Here is a 14,732-nt window from a genome sequence, read left to right as displayed (position 1 = left end):
CGCAACATACAGTTCCAATGCAAAGCGTCAGCATGTTCCGCCGGATCGCCGCACGCCTTTTGGCTTCCCTGTCCCTCCTCCGTCCGCTGCTTCGGCCATCCGAACTGCGCGCAGTCATCAGGCGCAGCGAATTCGGCCTGATCCTGATCGCAGGCGTTGTCGGGGTTCTCGCCGGCCTCGCGGTCGCCGCGATGAGTTTTATCTCGCACGCGCTGCATGTCCTGATCTTCAAGATCGGCAGCACCGAGCGCTTAAGCTCGGCAGCGTTTCTCGAGCCGACGACGGTGCTTTTGGCGCCGGTTGCCGGCGGTGTCGTGATGGGCCTGCTGTACCTGATCCTGCGCAAGTGGCGTAAAAAGCCGATGGTCGACCCGATTGAGGCCAATGCGCTGCATGGCGGTCGCCTGTCACTGACCGACAGCATCATCGTCGCGGTGCAGAACCTGATCTCCAACGGCTTCGGCACCTCGATCGGGCTTGAGGCCGGCTATACGCAGCTGTCCTCCGGCATTGCGTCGAAGATCGGCTCATTGGTACAGCTGCGCCGAACGGATCTGCGCGTGCTGGTCGGCTGTGGTGCTGCCGGTGCCATCGCATCCGCGTTCAACGCACCGCTGACCGGCGCCTTCTACGCGTTCGAGCTGATCATCGGCACCTACACGATCGTCAGCCTCGCGCCGGTCGTCGTTGCGGCGCTTGCGGCAACCTTTGTCACCCGGCTTTTCGTCGGCGACGCTTTCATGATCGATATCGGCAAGATCGGCACCGTCGTGCCTGCGGATTACCTGCCGGCGGTGGTGCTGGGCATCGTTTGCGCGGGCGGCGGCATCCTGCTCATGCAGGGCGTCACCAAGGTCGAGGAACTGGCGCGCGCCAGTTCCATCTCGTCCGCCTTCCGGCCGGCGATCGGCGGACTTGCGGTGGGCCTGCTGGCGCTGATCGATACGCAGGTGCTTTCGGCCGGCCACGGCGCGCTGCATGCGAGCCTCAACCAGAATATGGCGATCGGAGCGGTTCTGGGCCTGCTTCTGCTGAAATCCGTCGCTTCGGCCATCACTATCGGCGCCGGTTTTCGTGGCGGGTTGTTCTTCGCCTCGCTGTTTCTCGGTGCGCTGATCGGCAAGCTGTTTGCCTATTCGACACCCTACATTTTCGCCAATGCGACGCTGACGCCGGTCATCTATGCGGTGGTCGGAATGAGCGCGATGGCCGTTGCCGTGATCGGCGGGCCTCTGACCATGACCTTTCTGGCGCTGGAAGTGACCGGCGACTTTCCGATCACGGCGCTGGCGCTTGCCGCCGTCATCACCTCGTCCGTCGTGGTGCGCACCACGTTCGGCTACTCGTTTGCGACATGGCGTTTTCACCTTCGCGGCGAGAGCATTCGCAGTGCCCATGACGTCGGGTGGATCCGCAACCTTACCGTCGACAAGCTGATGCGCGCCGACGTGAAGACCGCGCCGGCTTCGATGACGCTCGAGGACTTTCGCAAGGAGTTTCCGCTTGGATCAACCCAGCGCGTGATCATGGTCGGTGAGGACGAAAAATATATCGGCATGGTGCTGACGCCGGATATCTATTCGGCGGCGACCGAAGGCGGCGAGGAAAAGCCGCAGCTCGCAGATTTCATCCGCTTCAAGAACGACGTTCTCCTGCGCAGCATGAATGCCAAGCAGGCAGCGGCGATGTTCGACAAGACGGAGACGGAAGCGCTGGCCGTGGTCAACAACCAGATCGAGCGCAAGGTGATCGGTCAGCTTTCGGAAAGTCATACGCTACGGCGCTACACGGAAGAGCTGGACCGCAGGCGCCGGGAGATCTCGGGCGAGATCTAGGCGGCACGCATCGTTTGAGTCGGCGGGGCGGAACCGCTGTGGTCCGCCCCGCCGGTGGCATTACATAGCAGGCAGAACCGCGATGTCACGTACATCAGTCTCGACGCCGGAGATTGTACCGACTTCGGTCGCAGCGCCCGTTTCCAGGTTGACCGTATAGAGCATCTTTCCGGCTGCGAGATAGGCGGTGTTCTTGCCGCCGTCTTCACCCTGAATATCGAAGGCGTAGGTCGCAGGCTTGTCCTTGAGACCGAGCTTGCCGATTGCCTTCAGGGTACCGTCGTTCGGCTTGGTCTGCTGGATCAGTGCGCCGATCGTGGCATCGATGTTGTACATCGCGGTCTTCTCGGGCTTGCCGATCGAATTGGTATAGGCCGCGGCGACGATGTTCGGGGCCTCGCCCTTGTGCATGTCGCCCTCTTCGAAGGCAAGCGTCCCATCGACCGTGACGGCGCCCGTATCCGGATGGACGCGGTGGTTGGTGGTGCCGGTCATGAAGCGCAGGCGGTCCGCCATCGGGTTGAAATCGACCACGACAGGCGCGTCCGACATGGTCAGCATCTTGTCCATCTTGGCGACTTCGGTGGCGGCACCGGTTTCGAGATTGATCGAGACGATCGCGTGTTCCGGCGTGACGCCGATCACGGTCTTGTTGCCCGGGCGGAAATCAATGCCAACCAGCTTGGTGACGCCGGTGACTTCCATCGTCTTGGTGACTTCAGGCTTTGCCGTGTCGAACATGACAAGCGTCTTGTCGCCGGTAAGACCGAGGACCGGGGCGGCGGAGGCGGCAACTGCGCCCGTGACGGCTGAAGCTGCGAGGATCGAGGATGCGATCAGAGCGTGGCGAAGGGTTTTCATGGTGTCTGTTCTCCCGTTGAAACCTTTGACGAGAGCATGTCGGCGCATGGCCTTTCCGATGCTCTCAGAAGGGAGACACACGGGAGGATACGTTTGGATGCAGCAGACGAAAATATTTTTTCGCTGCATCCATTTTCCGGTTTGGCGTGTCCTCAAGTTCGAAGGCGACTTTGCAGCCGGTAAACCTTTCGAGACTGGACGAGCCCATGCCCGCCGTGGCAACAGCACAGAGACAATATTCGCGTTCCTGCGAACGCGCATGGGGAGAGAGCGGCTTGGCCCTTGTGACCGACCAAACACACGATCTCGAAAGGGCGCTTGCCGCCTGCGCTGCGGGCGACCGTCAGGGCTTGCGCCGCATCTTCGACCACGAGGCCGGCCGGCTGGTCGCCGTCGCGCAGCGGATCGTGCGCCGGCGGGAACTGGCGGAAGAAGTGGTGCAGGAAGCCTTCATCCGCATCTGGACGCATGCGCATCAATATTCCCCCGACCGCGGATCGGCGCGCGGCTGGATCTACGCGATCGTGCGCAACCGCGCACTCAATCTGTTGCGCGACGGCAAGCGTGAGGATCTGGTCGGCGAAGATAGGCTCGAGACGCTGCAGGACGGCGAGCAACTGGACCAGATCATGGCCTCCTTCCACAGGCTCGACCGCAACAGCCGCCTGCACGAGTGCCTCGGCTCGCTCGACGAGATCAAGCGACGCGGCATTCTGATGGCCTATGTCGGCGGCTACACGCATGGCGAAATCGCCGGACGCCTCAAGCTTCCGCTTGGAACGGCAAAATCGTGGATCCGGCGCGGACTTTCCTCGCTGCGGGAGTGCATGGCATGAGGATCGAGGAACGAGACTTTCCGGCCATCGCCGACGACTATGTTCTGGGTCTTCTCGATGCGGCTGAGGCTGCCGAGGTCGAAGCCGCCATCGAGCGCGACGGCGGCCTTGCCGAAGCAGTCGCCAGGGCACGCGAGCGGTTCCTGCCGCTCGACACCAGCGTCGAGCCGGCTCCGGTATCCTCGGCGCTGTGGGACGCGATCTCTTCCCGTCTGCCGGAGCAACCGGGCGCCGTTGCCCCGTCTCTCGCTTCGGTTTCGCCGAGACTGCCTCTCGCGGGCAACGACAACAGCCGCTCCGGCTGGCGGGCAACCGCGATCTCCGCAATCGCGGCGTCGCTGATCCTTGCCGGTGGTCTGGTCTGGAGCGTCACCCGGGTAAACGAGCCGTTGGTGGTGGCTGTGCTCCTCAACGAGGCCGGCGAAATCCAGGCCGTGGTCGAAGACTTCGGCAACGACACGGCAAGCGTGAAACTGCTCAACGATTTTGCGGTGCCGCAAGACAAGACGATGCAGGTCTGGACCCTGCCGTCCCGCGAGATGGGCCCGATGTCGCTGGGTCTGCTTGAGCAGTCGCACTCGGCTAAGCTCAGCGGCTCCACTCTTCCGCGACCACAGGAAACGCAGCTCTACGAGATCACGCTGGAACAGGCGGGTGGTTCACCAACCGGACGGCCGACAGGGCCGATCCTTGCCAAGGGGTTCGCGAAACTGGCGCGGTAGAGGCGCGCAACCGCCTTGGCCTTTCGGCCAATTGCGCACCAAAAACCGGGCTGTATTCTCCCTTCGCCGAAGGGAGAATGGGATGACGCTGACGCAGGACACACCACGTCCGATAGGTGAACCGGTGACGATCACCTGCCAGGACGGGGTGGTGCTCGGCGGTCACATCTGGCCGGCATCGGGGCCGCCGCTTGCCAGTGTCGTCATCAACCCGGCAACCGGCGTCCTTGCCCGCTACTATCACTATTATGCAGAGTTTCTAACGAGGCACGGCTTCGATGTGCTGACCTACGATTATCGCGGCATCGGACTGTCGCGACCGGCGAGCCTTAAGGGCTGCGGCTATCGCTGGCGGGACTGGGGCGAGCAGGATTTCGACGCAGCGCTTCGGTTCATGCACGACAGGCGGCCGGATCAACCGCTGCAGGTGGTTGGCCACAGTATCGGCGGCTATCTGCCCGGCCTATCTCCGAACGGGGCACGGATCGACCGGATGCTGACGGTAGGCGCGCAATACGCCTACTGGCGCGATTATGCGCCGGGGCACCGCGCCCGGCTGTTTTTCAAGTGGCATGTCGTGATGCCGGTGCTCACCGCCGCATTCGGCTATTTCCCGGGCAAGCGGCTCGGCTGGCTCGAAGACCTGCCGGCGGGCGTTGCCAACGAGTGGAGCTTTCGCGGGGCCCGGATGGAGATGACCCATCCGGTCGGCGAGCGCGACGAGGTTCTGCGCCGGTTTGCGGCGGTCACGGCACCCATCCTGGCCATTGCCGTTGCGGACGACGACATCGGCAGCGTGGCAGCTATTCGCCGCAGCCTTGCCTATTATAACGGCGCCGAACGGACGGAGGTTCTGCTGGAGCCCGCGGTCTACGGGCACTCACGGATCGGGCATTTCGGCCTGTTCCACGCGCGCCACAGGGAGGAGTTCTGGACCGACACACTGCGTTGGCTGAAGGAGGGGGGTAATCCCTGGAGCGATCAGCCCAGCAAATTGCCGTAGCGGACGGAATAGATGCGGTCGCGGCCGAGGAGGTGGGCGACCAGGGTTTCGCGGTCGAATATGCCGTGCATCGCCTTGTGATTGAGGTCGAGGCCGCCGGCGAGAACACCGAAGGCGGGCATGAGGAGGCGGTGGCCGTCACTGGCAAAGCACGGACGGCGGACGGATTTTTCGCGGCGGCGGACCGTGGCGGACGGGTGGAGATGGCCTGCGACCTCGCCCTTGACGCCGTTCGGGCCTGTGGCCAGGCTCGGTTCATGGCGGAAGACGAGGTCGCCATAGACGAGTTCGTCGGTGCAGGTGCCGGGCAGATCGATCGTTCCGTCCGGATCGTGATTTCCGTTGATCCAGATCCAGTCGCGACCGCGCGCCATGTCTGCAATCATGGTGCGGAGGTTCGCCGGCAGGTATTCGGAGCCGCGGCGATCGTGGAAGTTATCGCCGAGCGAAACGACGACTTTCGGATCATAGCGGGCAATGACGGCGGCGAGGATGTTGAGGGTGGCGATCGTATCGTAGGGCGGCAGCATCATGCCGCGCCTTGCAAAGGCGGCACCTTTTTCAAGGTGCAGGTCGGAAACGACGAGCATGCCGGTTGCCGGCAGATAGAGGCCGCCGAGCGGATCGCAGACGGCCGCGACGCCATGGACGACGATCTCTTCCGCACCGGTCGCGACCGGGGTCACCGTGCTGGATTGGGCGGCTAGGCGCAGGCGATGCAGCAATGTCTTTCCGTCTTTCCTGTCTTGCGGAACAAAGTCATTTATCCGCCGGGCCGGGCATTATCCGGGCCATGCGTGGCGAATAAAGCCCTACCCCATCGCCTCGGCGATCAATTCGTCTGCGGCCTCTGCCAACACCACGTCCTGCGCTTCGCCCGGTACCGTTTCACGGCCGATTTCCAGCATGATCGGTACCGCCAGCGGCGAAACGCGATCCAGCGCACGGTGGGTGATATGCCCTTTGATTCGTGCCAGCATATCTCCTAGCCGGCCAATATCCAAAAGCCCCGTTGCCGCATCGCGGCGTGTCGCTTCCAAAAGAACGTGATCGGGCTCGTGGCTGCGCAGAACGTCGTAGATCAGATCGGTCGAGACCGTGACCTGCCGGCCGGTCTTTTCCTTGCCCGGATGACGCCGCTCGATCAATCCGGAAATCACGGCGCAATTGCGGAAGGTCCGTTTCAAAAGATAGCTTTCGGCGAGCCAGGTTTCGAGATCATCGCCCAGCATGTCTTCGTCGAACAGATCGGAAAGGCTGAGGCTGCCGTCCGCGATCATGCCCCCCATGTCGTTGAGGCCGTAGACGGCGAGCGAATAATCCGTGGCGACAAAGCCGAGCGGCCTGCCGCCGGCGCGCTCCAGCCGGCGTGTGAGAAGCATGCCAAGCGTCTGGTGTGCGAGCCGACCTTCGAAGCAGTAGGCGATCATGAAGAAGCGTTTGCCGCGCGGAAACGTCTCGATCAGCAACTCGTCGCGGCGCGGCAGGATGGAGCGTTCCTTCTGGATCGCCAGCCAGTCGCGCACCTGATCCGGCAGAACCTTCCAGCGTTCCGGATCCGCCAGCATGGCGCGCACCTGATCGGCGAGATAGGTGGTGAGCGGAAATTTAGCGCCCGCATAGGTCGGGATCATCGGATCGGTCGAATAGGTGTTCGACACCAGACATTCGTTCTCGCGGATGGTTTCAAACCGCAGCACCTTGCCGGCAAACAGAAACGTATCGCCGGGCACGAGCTGTTCCAGGAACTGCTCTTCCACCTTGCCGAGCGTCATGCCGCCGCGGCCGACCGCGCCCTTGGCATTGCGCTTGACGAGGCGGACACTGAGCTCGGTCGCCTCGACAATGGTGCCGAGGTTGAGGCGGTATTGCTGCGCCACCTGCGCATTCGAGACCCGCCAGCGGCCCTCCTCCGTCTTGCGGATCTTGGCGTAACGCTCATAGGCGCGCAGGGCATAACCGCCGGTCGCGACGAAATCGACGATCCGTTCGAACATTTCCCAGGAAAGGCCGGCATAGGGCGAGGCCGAGATGATCTCGTCATAGAGCTCGAGCGGATCGAACGGCTCGGCGCAGGCCATGCCGAGGACGTGCTGGGCGAGAACATCGAGCGCACCTTCGCCGACCGGCGGCGTATCCTGGGCGCCCAGGTAATTGGCATCGAGCGCCGCCTGGCATTCCATCACCTCGAACCGGTTGCCGGGGACGAGGATCGCCTTCGACGGCTCGTCCATGCGGTGATTGGCGCGGCCGATGCGCTGGGCAAGACGCGAGGCGCCCTTGGGCGCGCCGATATGGAGGACGAGATCGATATCGCCCCAGTCGATCCCCATGTCGAGCGTCGAGGTCGCAACGACGGCGCGCAGCTTGTTTTCGGACATCGCCGCTTCCACCTTGCGACGCTGGCCGGCATCGAGCGAGCCGTGGTGGAGCGCGATCGGAAGATTATCGTCGTTGATGGTCCACAGCGCCTGGAACAGGAATTCCGCCTGGAAGCGGGTGTTGACGAAGATCAGCGTCGTCGCATGGCGCTTGATCTCGCGGTAGACATCCGGAATGGCATAGGCCGAAACATGGCCTCCCCAGGGGATGCGGTTTTCCGTGTCGAGAATGGTGATATCGGGTGCCGCCCCGCCCGTCACATGAACGAGGCCGGCGGGTGGGGCCGGATGTTCGCCCTGCGGCACCAGCCAGCGCTGGAGATCCATCGGATCGGCCACGGTGGCCGACAGCCCGATCGTCTGCATGCCGGGTGCGAGACGGCGCAGGCGCCCGAGGGCGAGCGACAGGAGATGGCCGCGCTTGGAGGTGACCAGAGAATGCAGCTCATCAAGGACGACGTATTTCAGGTCCTTGAAGAACCGCTCCGCCTCCTTGTTGGCGAGCAGCAGCGACACCTGTTCGGGCGTGGTCAGCAGAATATTGGGCGGATTGAGCTTCTGGCGCTGTCGCTTCGACTGCGGCGTGTCGCCGGTGCGGTTCTCGACGGTGACCGAGAGACCCATTTCGGTGACCGGCTTCATCAGGTTGCGTTCGATATCGACCGTCAGGGCCTTCAGCGGCGAGATGTACAGCGTGTGGATGCCGGTAAACGCCGAGCCCGGCGGGATCTTGCCGCGCATGACCAGATCGGTCAGCGACGGCATGAAGCCCGCGAGCGTCTTGCCGGCACCGGTCGGCGCAATCAGCAGCATGTTTTCGCCGGCCTGGGCGCGGGCCAGAAGCTCCAACTGATGGGCGCGCGGAGACCAGCCCTTTTCCGCGAACCATTTGAGGAACGGGCGGGGCAGAGCGACAGCATCAGAGCCGGGCGTTGGGTTTTCGACGAGATCCACCCCGCTAAGGTAAGACGAACCTTGCGAAAATGAAGAGGATTACCGAACGATATATCTGTCGGTGCGGTGGTTGATCGCAAGCGTCAGGTTCAGCGTCACCGCGGCGATGACCGAGCAGAGGATGACGAAGGGGCTGGCGACGAGGAAGGACAGGACCAGCACGACACAATCAAGCCCGAGCTGCACGAAGCCGGCCCGCCAGCCGAGACGGTCCTGCAGGTAGAGGGCGAGAATGCCGAAACCGCCGAGCGAGGCGCGATGGCGAAACAGGATCAGCATGCCGCATCCGATCAGGAGACCGCCGAACAGGGCGGCAATGACCGGATCGATGGCGCTGATGGTAATCACCTTCGGCAGGACGCCCGTGAGCACCGACGTGACCGCGACGGCGGAGAAGGTCTTGACCGTGAAGACCGGACCGAGCCGCTTGTAGGCAAGCCAGTAGAACGGAAGGTTGAGCAGGAAGAAAGCGGCACCGAAACTGATATCGACCGAGTAGCGCAGCAGGAAGCCGATACCTGCCGTGCCGCCGATCAGAAGGTTTGCGGCCTGCAGCAGCACGACGCCCAGCGCTGCCAGCATGGAACCGGCAAGGATCGCCTGCACATCCTCGATGAGCGAGTGTTTTTCGGAGCTGGAAGTCCAGAGGCCGACGGGGCTCCTTTTGTCGGTCACGTTTGCCATCAGCGCACCGCGATATAGCGATCGGAGCGATGGTTGACGGTCAAGAGCAGGTTGAGCACGACAGCACTCAGGAGCGACCAGACCACGGTCATCGGGCTAACGACGAAGAAGGCGGCGGCCATGACGCAGAGATCGAAGCCAAGCTGAACGAGGCCTGCCGGGATCTTGAACCGGTCCTGGATATAGATCGCGAGAATGCCGATGCCGCCAAGCGAGGCGCGGTGCCGGTAAAGGCCCAGAAGGCCGAAGCCGATCAGGATGCCGCCGAGCAGCGCTGCCCAGAATGGATCGAGATACTGGATCACCAGAAAGCGCTTCTCCAGCTCGGCAATGACGGAAACGCCGGCAATAGCGATGAAGGTCTTGACCGAAAAGCCGAGGCCGAGGCGCTTGAAGGACAGGTAGTAGAACGGCAGATTGACGACGAAGAACAGGACGCCGAAGGGAATATCGAACGCATAATGCAGCAGGAAGGCGACGCCGGCCGTGCCGCTGGTGAGGAGCCCGACCTGGTTCAGGAGATAAAGACCTAGGGCTGCAACCATGGCACTGATGAACAGGCCCTGCGCATCTTCCAGCATCGTATGGCGTGCCGGATCAAGGCTGTAGAAACCCATACGGCGCCTTGCTGCAACCTGTTCGTCGGCCACGCTATTCCCCTAGATTTTTGGCGATTGTGCACCGCGATAGCAGCTTCATCAAGCGACATCGCTGCGCCCGCCGACGGCCTTTCGAAATAACAACAAAGTGAAGGCTTATCCGGTCTTTCGCGACAGAAACAGTATGCCGTGGATGGGTTTGCCGGCATCCATGCGAATGGTCGTCCGCTCGACGGCGATGAGATCGAAGCCGTAATGCGCGAGCAGGCCGCCGATATAGACTTCCGAATGGGCGTAACGGAGCGAATCCTTGAGCACAAACGTCTCGTCCTCGCCCGCATCTTCCACCGAGAAGGCGAACAGACCGGCCGGTGCCAGAAGCTCGGTCACGAGTGGGAAGACCGTTTCGAGCGAGCCGAGATACATCAGCACATCGGCTGCCGAAACGAGATCGGCACGGTGCGGCGGAAGCGTGTCGAACAGGCCGGACTGTGCTGCCTCAAGGCTGAGATCCGATTGCCCTAAGTGATCGTAGAGGTGTTTTTCCGCAGCCTTGGCCAGCATGTTGGCGGACAGGTCGAACCCTTCGAGGCGCCCTGCCCGGTCGCGGATCTCGGCGCCGAACAGGCCGGTGCCGCAGCCGAGATCGACCACGGTCGCAAACGGCCCATGGGGCGCAACCAGCGTGCCAAGCTTTTGCGGGACCGAGTAGTTGAGCTTTTCCACCAGTGACGTATCGAACCTGTCGGCATAGTCGTCGAACAGGCCCTCCACATAGCGGCTGGGCGGCTGGTCCGGGACATCGCCGGCGCCGATCAGCGCGAGCCGCAGGCTGGCGCCGAAGATATCGTCCGGCTGCAGTTCGAGCGCGCGGCGATAGGCGTCGGCTGCATTCGCGAGTGCCGCCTTGTCGCGGTATTCGCCGAGCCTGAACCATCCGGCGGCCCAGGTGGGCACGAGTTCCAGTGCCTGCTCCATCAGTTCTGCGGCGGCGGGAAAATCCTGTCCCTCGGCCAGCATGCGGGCATAATCCGCGCGGCGGTCGGCAATGACGTCACCGGAAGAGAACTGGATCGCGCTCATGGCGTGACGGCTTTCACTGGAGTTACGGCGGGCATTACGGCGACGGTGGAGTTGCGTCATCTCGCCATTCCCCTTGCCCCTCCTGTCACCCGGGCCACAAAAAAACTCAAGTTGTATTTGAGAGGCTAGTGAAGAGTGCCTATGTGACAGGTTGCGGGACTGTTCCCGCAAGGCTATGGCAATCCCAAACCAATTTTCCAACGGTGGAGACGATCGACGATGGCGGATGGCGTGAACAGGTTCCTCGGCGATTCGATCGGCCGCACGATCGTCAAGCTGATCGTCGTCTGCCTGATCGTCGGCTTCGTGCTGGCGTTTTTCGGCTTCACGCCGGACAATATCGTCGACACCATCCGCTACTATTTCCTCGACCTCTGGTACAACGGTTTCCAGGCACTGGGACGCGTCGGAGACTATCTCCTTCTCGGCGCGATCATCGTGGTGCCTGTCTTCATCGTGCTGCGGCTTCTGAGCATTCGCCGCTGAATGTCGATGGTGTCTCTCCCCTCCCGTCGCACCTTTCTGGCGCTCGCCGGCACCGGCCTTCTCCTTGCCGGCTGCTCCACCACAGCAGTCCTGACACCGACGCCGGGTTCTGTCGACGAGACGGAAGCGGCGCTTCCGCTCGTCAACAAGCTGCGCCAGGCAAAGGGCCTTTCGTCTCTTGGCCTCGACAAGCAGGCACGACTGGCAGCAGGGCGGCAGGCCGTCCGAATGGCGAAGGCCAAGGAAATGAAGCACCTGATCGGCTTCGGGGACGATTTCGGCGACCGGATGCGAAAGAGCGAGGTGGCGCTGCCAGCGGCGGAAAACATTGCGGCTGGCCAGCATGATGTCGGCGACGCGGTCCAGGCCTGGATCGACTCGCCGAAACACTTGCGCAACATGCTGGGCAGCTACAAGAGCCTCGGCGTTGCCGCCGCCCGCGCAAGCGACGGACGGCTGTACTGGGCGATGGTGCTTTCCAACTGATCGAAGCCGGCGGCTAGAGGCTTTTGGCCGCCCATTGGTCGAGATGCGTGTCGCGCAGATCGCGGATCGAGGTGACCTTTTCCTGGTCAAGCAGAGACGACAAGCCGCGGACGATTGCGGATGGCAGGCCCGGCCCTTCATAGACCATGCAGGAATAGACCTGAACGAGATCGGCTCCGGCGCGGATCTTTTCGAGCGCTTGCGCCGCATTTCCCACACCGCCAACGCCGATGATCGGCAGGTCCTTGCCCACCCGCTGGCGCATCTTGGCAAGCACGGTCGTCGAGCGTGAAAACAGCGGCGCACCTGAAAGGCCGCCCATTTCCTTCGCCTGGGTATGGTTGCGCAGACCGTCGCGCGCCAGTGTCGTGTTGGAAACGATCAGACCATCCAGCGCATGGGACGTCGCTTCAGCTGCGACGTCATCCATTCCTTCTTCGGTCAGATCCGGCGCGATCTTCAGGAAGATCGGCACGGAACGGCCATGGCGGGTCGCCTCTTCGTCACGCACGGACAGGATTGCCTCGAGCAGTGCCTTCAGACTGTCGCGCGCCTGCAGGTCGCGCAGGCCGGGCGTGTTGGGCGACGAGATATTGGCTGTGAAATAGGTGGCAAGGCCGTAGAATTTGCGGATACCGGCGACGTAATCGGCGATACGGTCCTGCGCATCCTTGTTGGCACCGATATTGACGCCCACGATGCCGCTTGCGCCTCTACGGGCCGAAAGTCGCTGGAACGCCGCCTCGTGGCCCTCGTTGTTGAAGCCGAGCCGGTTGATGATGCCGCGATCCTCGACCAGCCGGAAAATGCGCGGCTTGTCGTTGCCGGCCTGCGGCTTCGGCGTGACGGTTCCGATTTCGGTGAAGCCGAAGCCGAGCTTCAGGACCGCATCCGGCACTTCGGCATTCTTGTCATAGCCGGCGGCAAGCCCGATCGGGTTTTCGAAGCGGATGCCGGCGATCGTCTGGGCGAGCCGCGGATCGGCCTTGAGGCTGCAGGCCGGCACGACACCGCTTTTCAGCGCCGCGACCGACAGGCCGTGAGCTTTTTCCGGATCGAAGACGAACAGACTGCGCGACGCCAGCGCCGAAAACGGCCGCATCACTGTTCCGATCATGGCATTTTCTCCGGAAAGGCATGCTGGCCGTCAACGCCGATCAAAAGCGGCATTTCCCAGAGCACGGCTGAAAACGGCAGGAAGCCATATAGGTGGGGGAAAAGATCGCCGCCGCGCGAGGGTTCGAATTTCAGGGCATCGCCCAGAACCAGCGTGTTGACGGCGACCAGCATCAGGCCCGTCAGGCCGGCGAAATGCCGCTTGGCCGTTTCGCGCGCCTGGGACCCGGTGGAGAAATGGATGTAGCCGTCGCGCAGGTCGATTTCCGCACCTTCGAAGCGACCAGTCTCCTTGGCCTTGCGCCAAAGTGAATCGGGTACGATCTTGTAGACGATATCGGGCATCACGAACTCCCATAGTCCGGCTCTGATCTATGATCGGCACCGTTTGCCGCAAAGGGCGTTGATTGTCCATGGTGCAATGAGGAGGAAGGATCATGAAAAGAATCACTGCGACACGAGTCTTTGTAACCGTTGCGCTCTCGACGCAGGTGCTTTCGCTGCCGGCTCAAGCGCAAGACGACCGGCGGTTCCAGCTGGAGCGGACCGAACAGGGGATCGTTCGGCTGGATACGCAAACCGGCGCGATGTCGCTGTGCAACGACACCGACGGAGAACTCGTCTGCCGCATGGCACCGGACGAGCGGGCCGCCTATGAAAACGAACTGGATCTGCTCGAAAAACGCGTGACCGCGCTGGAACAGCGTCTTGCCGATCGCCCCAAGATCTTTCCTGATGACGATGCTGTCGACCGGTCGCTCTCGATCATCGAGCGGTTCATGCGCGGCGTCATGTCGTTGGTGCGGGAGTTTGGCGGCGAGCCGCAACCGGACAGGACCTGAGTCAGGCTATTTTGCAGACTTGTGTCGCGCCACACTCGGCGCTACACATTAGGTATTACAGGGAAAGCACGACTATGCCTTTGGGAGGGGGCGTGGACATGCAGACACTCAACATCATCATCGCCGACGACCATCCGCTTTTCCGCGGCGCGCTGAAACAGGCGATACAAGGCGTTGCCGACGAAATTGTCATCATCGAAGCGGGCGACTTCGATGCGGCGAGAACAGCGGCGCAAGACAATCCCGAAACCGATCTCATGCTGCTCGACCTTGCCATGCCGGGCGTGAGCGGATTTGCGGGCCTGACGTCGCTCAGGTCGGCCTTTCCGGCGCTACCGGTGATCATCGTTTCAGCCACGGACGATCGCAGCACGATCAGGCGGGCGCTCGATCTGGGCGCTTCCGGCTTCATTTCCAAATCCTGCGGGCTTGACGATATCAGGGCCGGAATACAGGCCGTGCTGGAAGGCGATATCTGGGTGCCGAAAGGCGAGACATCGCAGAGCGAGGAAGACGCCGCAAGATCAGACATTCTCGACCGTCTGCGGACGCTGACGCCCCAGCAGCACCGGGTTCTGTCGATGCTTGGCGAAGGCCTGCTCAACAAGCAGATCGCCTACGAGCTGGGCGTCTCGGAGGCGACCATCAAGGCGCATGTCTCGGCTATTCTTTTGAAGCTGAACGTCGATAGTCGCACCCAAGCCGTCATCAAGCTCGGCCGGCTCAACATGGCCATGGTGGCGTAGGATAGCAGCAAAGGATTTTATTCCTTTTCTGCTTTACGAAATCCCCCTGCTGGGCTAAATTCTGCGACGAGCAAGCGGAGATCGCTCATCTCCGGGCG

Annotated in this window: 16 protein-coding genes; 8 read left to right on the top strand and 8 right to left on the bottom strand. The window is 62.4% G+C overall.

Going from position 1 to position 14,732, the window contains the following annotated elements:
* The first annotated feature begins 17 nt into the window (after positions 1–17).
* Entirely contained in the window at positions 18–1,835 is a 1,818-nt protein-coding gene (locus ASF70_RS08370) for a chloride channel protein (protein WP_244473993.1), read from the top strand.
* Positions 1,836–1,895: 60 nt separating this feature from the next.
* Here ASF70_RS08370 and ASF70_RS08365 read toward each other — a convergent pair whose 3' ends face one another.
* Positions 1,896–2,696, bottom strand: coding sequence for a DUF4394 domain-containing protein (locus ASF70_RS08365; RefSeq protein ID WP_062578984.1), 801 nt, complete (start codon positions 2,694–2,696; stop codon positions 1,896–1,898).
* Positions 2,697–2,980: 284 nt separating this feature from the next.
* Here ASF70_RS08365 and ASF70_RS08360 point away from each other — a divergent pair, with 284 nt between their 5' ends.
* The 3 genes from ASF70_RS08360 (at position 2,981) to ASF70_RS08350 (ending at position 5,257) form a co-directional block, all read left to right on the top strand.
* Positions 2,981–3,532, top strand: a complete 552-nt coding sequence (locus tag ASF70_RS08360; protein ID WP_062580142.1) for a sigma-70 family RNA polymerase sigma factor — start codon at positions 2,981–2,983, stop codon at positions 3,530–3,532.
* Positions 3,529–4,254: an anti-sigma factor gene (locus ASF70_RS08355; RefSeq protein WP_062578982.1), complete on the top strand. Its 726-nt coding sequence runs from the start codon at positions 3,529–3,531 to the stop codon at positions 4,252–4,254. The genes ASF70_RS08360 and ASF70_RS08355 overlap by 4 nt, the downstream gene beginning before the upstream one ends.
* A gap of 82 nt (positions 4,255–4,336) precedes the next feature.
* A complete protein-coding gene (locus ASF70_RS08350; RefSeq protein ID WP_062578980.1) occupies positions 4,337–5,257 on the top strand; it encodes an alpha/beta fold hydrolase in 921 nt (306 codons plus the stop codon).
* On the opposite strand, the gene pdeM is transcribed toward ASF70_RS08350, so the two are convergent.
* The 5 genes from pdeM to ASF70_RS08325 all read right to left on the bottom strand — a co-directional run bounded on the left by pdeM (position 5,236) and on the right by ASF70_RS08325 (position 10,958).
* Entirely contained in the window at positions 5,236–5,943 is a 708-nt protein-coding gene (gene pdeM / locus ASF70_RS08345; RefSeq protein WP_244474025.1) for a ligase-associated DNA damage response endonuclease PdeM, read from the bottom strand. The two genes, ASF70_RS08350 and pdeM, sit on opposite strands and share 22 nt — an antisense overlap.
* A 126-nt stretch (positions 5,944–6,069) precedes the next feature.
* Positions 6,070–8,592: a ligase-associated DNA damage response DEXH box helicase gene (locus ASF70_RS08340; protein ID WP_062578971.1), complete on the bottom strand. Its 2,523-nt coding sequence runs from the start codon at positions 8,590–8,592 to the stop codon at positions 6,070–6,072.
* 39 nt (positions 8,593–8,631) lie between these two features.
* Entirely contained in the window at positions 8,632–9,276 is a 645-nt protein-coding gene (locus tag ASF70_RS08335) for a YitT family protein (RefSeq protein ID WP_062578970.1), read from the bottom strand.
* On the bottom strand, positions 9,276–9,893 hold the full coding sequence (locus ASF70_RS08330) for a YitT family protein (RefSeq protein ID WP_062453896.1): 618 nt from the start codon (positions 9,891–9,893) through the stop codon (positions 9,276–9,278). The genes ASF70_RS08335 and ASF70_RS08330 overlap by 1 nt, the downstream gene beginning before the upstream one ends.
* Before the next feature lie 138 nt (positions 9,894–10,031).
* Entirely contained in the window at positions 10,032–10,958 is a 927-nt protein-coding gene (locus ASF70_RS08325; protein ID WP_062578968.1) for a methyltransferase, read from the bottom strand.
* 219 nt (positions 10,959–11,177) lie between these two features.
* Between ASF70_RS08325 and ASF70_RS08320 the strand changes: the two genes are divergently transcribed.
* Together ASF70_RS08320 and ASF70_RS08315 are read left to right on the top strand one after the other, a co-directional pair.
* Positions 11,178–11,444, top strand: a complete 267-nt coding sequence (locus ASF70_RS08320) for a DUF6460 domain-containing protein (protein WP_062578966.1) — start codon at positions 11,178–11,180, stop codon at positions 11,442–11,444.
* A complete protein-coding gene (locus ASF70_RS08315) occupies positions 11,445–11,930 on the top strand; it encodes a CAP domain-containing protein (RefSeq protein ID WP_062578965.1) in 486 nt (161 codons plus the stop codon).
* A 13-nt stretch (positions 11,931–11,943) separates the two neighbouring features.
* Here the strand turns inward: ASF70_RS08315 and ASF70_RS08310 are convergent, their stop codons facing one another.
* Entirely contained in the window at positions 11,944–13,047 is a 1,104-nt protein-coding gene (locus ASF70_RS08310; RefSeq protein WP_062578963.1) for a quinone-dependent dihydroorotate dehydrogenase, read from the bottom strand.
* The gene (locus tag ASF70_RS08305) at positions 13,044–13,391 is read right to left on the bottom strand and encodes a DUF952 domain-containing protein (protein ID WP_062453901.1); all 348 of its coding nucleotides are present in this window, start codon (positions 13,389–13,391) and stop codon (positions 13,044–13,046) included. The genes ASF70_RS08310 and ASF70_RS08305 overlap by 4 nt, the downstream gene beginning before the upstream one ends.
* Positions 13,392–13,483: 92 nt before the next feature.
* On the opposite strand from ASF70_RS08305, the gene ASF70_RS08300 reads away from it, so the two are divergent.
* Together ASF70_RS08300 and ASF70_RS08295 are read left to right on the top strand one after the other, a co-directional pair.
* Positions 13,484–13,888: a hypothetical protein gene (locus tag ASF70_RS08300; protein ID WP_062578961.1), complete on the top strand. Its 405-nt coding sequence runs from the start codon at positions 13,484–13,486 to the stop codon at positions 13,886–13,888.
* A 98-nt stretch (positions 13,889–13,986) separates the two neighbouring features.
* Complete coding sequence (locus tag ASF70_RS08295) at positions 13,987–14,634, top strand: response regulator transcription factor (RefSeq protein ID WP_062453903.1); 648 nt, start codon at positions 13,987–13,989, stop codon at positions 14,632–14,634.
* The last annotated feature ends 98 nt before the right edge of the window (positions 14,635–14,732 follow it).

The sequence above is a fragment of the Rhizobium sp. Leaf321 genome (genome assembly GCF_001423215.1).
GTDB lineage: Bacteria > Pseudomonadota > Alphaproteobacteria > Rhizobiales > Rhizobiaceae > Neorhizobium > Neorhizobium soli.
Note: the sequence above shows the minus strand (reverse complement) of the source record. Positions and strands in the feature narration are given on the sequence as shown.

What these genes read in the sequence shown, in the direction of transcription:
- ASF70_RS08300 (WP_062578961.1), top strand. Translation starts at nt 13,484, where the DNA reads ATGAAAAGAATCACTGCGACACGAGTCTTTGTAACCGTTGCGCTCTCG.
- ASF70_RS08310 (WP_062578963.1), bottom strand. Translation starts at nt 13,047, where the DNA reads ATGATCGGAACAGTGATGCGGCCGTTTTCGGCGCTGGCGTCGCGCAGT.
- ASF70_RS08315 (WP_062578965.1), top strand. Translation starts at nt 11,445, where the DNA reads ATGTCGATGGTGTCTCTCCCCTCCCGTCGCACCTTTCTGGCGCTCGCC.
- ASF70_RS08355 (WP_062578982.1), top strand. Translation starts at nt 3,529, where the DNA reads ATGAGGATCGAGGAACGAGACTTTCCGGCCATCGCCGACGACTATGTT.
- ASF70_RS08335 (WP_062578970.1), bottom strand. Translation starts at nt 9,276, where the DNA reads ATGGCAAACGTGACCGACAAAAGGAGCCCCGTCGGCCTCTGGACTTCC.
- ASF70_RS08330 (WP_062453896.1), bottom strand. Translation starts at nt 9,893, where the DNA reads ATGGGTTTCTACAGCCTTGATCCGGCACGCCATACGATGCTGGAAGAT.
- ASF70_RS08305 (WP_062453901.1), bottom strand. Translation starts at nt 13,391, where the DNA reads ATGCCCGATATCGTCTACAAGATCGTACCCGATTCACTTTGGCGCAAG.
- ASF70_RS08350 (WP_062578980.1), top strand. Translation starts at nt 4,337, where the DNA reads ATGACGCTGACGCAGGACACACCACGTCCGATAGGTGAACCGGTGACG.
- ASF70_RS08370 (WP_244473993.1), top strand. Translation starts at nt 18, where the DNA reads ATGCAAAGCGTCAGCATGTTCCGCCGGATCGCCGCACGCCTTTTGGCT.
- ASF70_RS08320 (WP_062578966.1), top strand. Translation starts at nt 11,178, where the DNA reads ATGGCGGATGGCGTGAACAGGTTCCTCGGCGATTCGATCGGCCGCACG.
- ASF70_RS08325 (WP_062578968.1), bottom strand. Translation starts at nt 10,958, where the DNA reads ATGAGCGCGATCCAGTTCTCTTCCGGTGACGTCATTGCCGACCGCCGC.
- ASF70_RS08295 (WP_062453903.1), top strand. Translation starts at nt 13,987, where the DNA reads ATGCAGACACTCAACATCATCATCGCCGACGACCATCCGCTTTTCCGC.
- ASF70_RS08365 (WP_062578984.1), bottom strand. Translation starts at nt 2,696, where the DNA reads ATGAAAACCCTTCGCCACGCTCTGATCGCATCCTCGATCCTCGCAGCT.